This is a genomic window from [Clostridium] ultunense DSM 10521 (genome assembly GCF_000511955.1).
Lineage (GTDB): Bacteria > Bacillota > Clostridia > Tissierellales > Tepidimicrobiaceae > Schnuerera > Schnuerera ultunensis.
In genome coordinates, this window is record NZ_AZSU01000004.1 from 1 (window position 1) to 2,854 (window position 2,854).

Consider the following 2,854-nt stretch of genomic DNA (forward strand, 5'->3'; position numbering starts at 1 on the left):
ACCTGTGGGTAGGGGTGAAAAGCCAATCGAACTCGGAGATAGCTGGTTCTCCTCGAAATAGCTTTAGGGCTAGCCTCGAGAAAGTGAAGTGGAGGTAGAGCACTGATTGGTCTAGGGGCGCATAGCGTTACCAAAACCTATCAAACTCCGAATGCCAAATTCATAATTCTCGGGAGTCAGACTACGTGGGATAAGCTTCGTAGTCGAAAGGGAAAGAGCCCAGACCACCAGCTAAGGTCCCTAAATCCAAATTAAGTGGCAAAGGATGTAAGGTTACACAGACAACCAGGATGTTGGCTTAGAAGCAGCCATACATTTAAAGAGTGCGTAATAGCTCACTGGTCGAGTGACCTTGCGCCGAAGATTTCCGGGGCTTAAATTTGGTACCGAAGCTGTGGATTGCCGTGAGTTTAATACAATTTTCAAGGAAAGGCCAAAGATGAGGAAATCTTTGCCGAAAACGACCTTAATACATTAAAGTTAAAGTTTTCGGCCAGATTAATCAGCTAAAATTGGTACCTGCTTGAGAGCTGTATTAAGCTCACGGCAGTGGTAGAGGAGCGTTCTGTATGGGTAGAAGCCATACCGAAAGGAGTGGTGGACTATACAGAAGTGAGAATGCTGGCATGAGTAGCGAGAAGGTAAGTGAGAATCTTACCCGTCGAAAGCCTAAGGATTCCTGAGGAAGGCTCGTCCACTCAGGGTTAGTCGGGACCTAAGCTGAGGCTGAAAAGCGTAGGCGATGGGCAACAGGTTGATATTCCTGTACTATCGATAAGCGTTAGAGAGAAGGGGTGACGCAGGAGGATAAGCTGAGCGTGCCGTTGGTAGCGCACGTCCAAGCTGGTAGGGAGTGATGATAGGCAAATCCGTCATCACAATCCTGAGAAGCGAAGGGGAGCGAAAAACAAGTAGTGAAGCAGCCGACTCCACACTGCCAAGAAAAGCCTCTATCGAGTTTATTGATACCCGTACCGCAAACCGACACAGGTAGGCGAGGAGAGAATCCTAAGACGCGCGGAAGAACCTTTGTTAAGGAACTAGGCAAAATAGCCCCGTAACTTCGGGAGAAGGGGTGCCGGTCATAGTTAGATAAATACTTATCAAAGCTATAGCCGGCCGCAGTGAATAGGCCCAAGCGACTGTTTACCAAAAACACAAGTCTCTGCTAAGTCGAAAGACGAAGTATAGGGGCTGACACCTGCCCGGTGCTGGAAGGTTAAGGGGAAGAGTTAGCAATAGCGAAGCTTCGAACTTAAGCCCCAGTAAACGGCGGCCGTAACTATAACGGTCCTAAGGTAGCGAAATTCCTTGTCGGGTAAGTTCCGACCCGCACGAAAGGTGTAACGACTTGGGCGCTGTCTCAACAAAGGATCCGGTGAAATTGTATTACACGTGAAGATGCGTGTTACCCGCGACAGGACGGAAAGACCCCGTGGAGCTTTACTGCAGGCTGACATTGGATTTTGGTATTACATGTACAGAATAGGTGGGAGGCAGAGAATCTAGGGCGCCAGTCTTAGAGGAGCCAAACTTGGGATACCACTCTTGTAATGCTGAAATTCTAACCAGAGGCTTTGAAACAAGTCATGGGACACTGTCAGTTGGGCAGTTTGACTGGGGCGGTCGCCTCCTAAAAGGTAACGGAGGCGCTCAAAGGTTCCCTCAGCACGGTCGGAAATCGTGCAAAGAGTGTAAAGGCAAAAGGGAGCTTAACTGTAACACCAACAAGTGGCGCAGTAACGAAAGTTGGACTTAGTGATCCGGTGGTTCCGAGTGGAAGGGCCATCGCTCAACGGATAAAAGCTACCCCGGGGATAACAGGCTTATCTCCCCCAAGAGTCCACATCGACGGGGAGGTTTGGCACCTCGATGTCGGCTCGTCTCATCCTGGGGCTGGAGTAGGTCCCAAGGGTTGGGCTGTTCGCCCATTAAAGAGGCACGCGAGCTGGGTTCAGAACGTCGTGAGACAGTTCGGTCCCTATCCGTCGTGGGCGTAGGAAATTTGAGAGGAGCTATCCTTAGTACGAGAGGACCGGGATGGACAGACCGCTGGTGCATCAGTTGTTTCGCCAGAGGCACAGCTGAGTAGCTATGTCTGGAAGGGATAAGTGCTGAAGGCATCTAAGCACGAAGCCCCCCTCAAGATAAGATTTCCCACCTAAAAAGGTTAAGACTCCAAGTAGACCACTTGGTAGATAGGCCTAGAGTGTAAGAGTAGCAATACTTTTAGCTAATAGGTACTAATAAGTCGAGGGCTTGACCAGAAATATAATTTACTGTTTATGACCTAACTTAGCGAACGATAGTGAGCAAAAGTTAAGTCAAACGCAACGAGCACCAAATCTATGTGAGCGATAGCGAGCAAATAGATTTGTGTAGCGAGACTGCGTACTCAATGCAGCAAACCAATAGAGTTAAGTCGAAGCAACAAAACCATAATAAAATACTATAAAAAAGCTTTACCCCATTTGTGAATGCTTTTGGAACAAATGGATGGTAGGTCAAACCAATGAATATTTGGTGGCGATGGCGAGAGGGGAACACCTGTAACCATACCGAACACAGAAGTTAAGCCTCTCAGCGCCGATGGTACTTGGGTGGTAACGCCCTGGGAGAGTAGGACGCTGCCAAATAAAACATTCCTAGGTAGCTCAACGGTGGAGCACCCGGCTGTTAACCGGTAGGTTGTGGGTTCGAATCCCACCCTGGGAGCCATTAAAACCGTAGTAGAAGGCGATAATTGCCGGGGTGGCGGAACAGGCAGACGCACAGGACTTAAAATCCTGCGGTCCTTTGGGATCGTACCAGTTCGATTCTGGTCCTCGGCACCATTATGACCTAATCCAAAGAG

At 49.0% G+C, this 2,854-nt stretch carries 2 tRNA genes and 2 rRNA genes; all 4 read left to right on the top strand.

Annotated elements, in window-relative coordinates:
- Window positions 1-2,267 (top strand): 23S ribosomal RNA (locus CUL_RS0111360); the annotation flags it as partial.
- A 252-nt stretch (window positions 2,268-2,519) separates the two neighbouring features.
- A 5S ribosomal RNA gene (gene rrf, locus CUL_RS0111365) occupies window positions 2,520-2,636 on the top strand.
- A 7-nt stretch (window positions 2,637-2,643) separates the two neighbouring features.
- Window positions 2,644-2,718: transfer RNA gene (locus CUL_RS0111370), tRNA-Asn, on the top strand.
- A 27-nt stretch (window positions 2,719-2,745) separates the two neighbouring features.
- Window positions 2,746-2,834 (top strand) — tRNA-Leu (locus CUL_RS0111375).
- The last annotated feature ends 20 nt before the right edge of the window (window positions 2,835-2,854 follow it).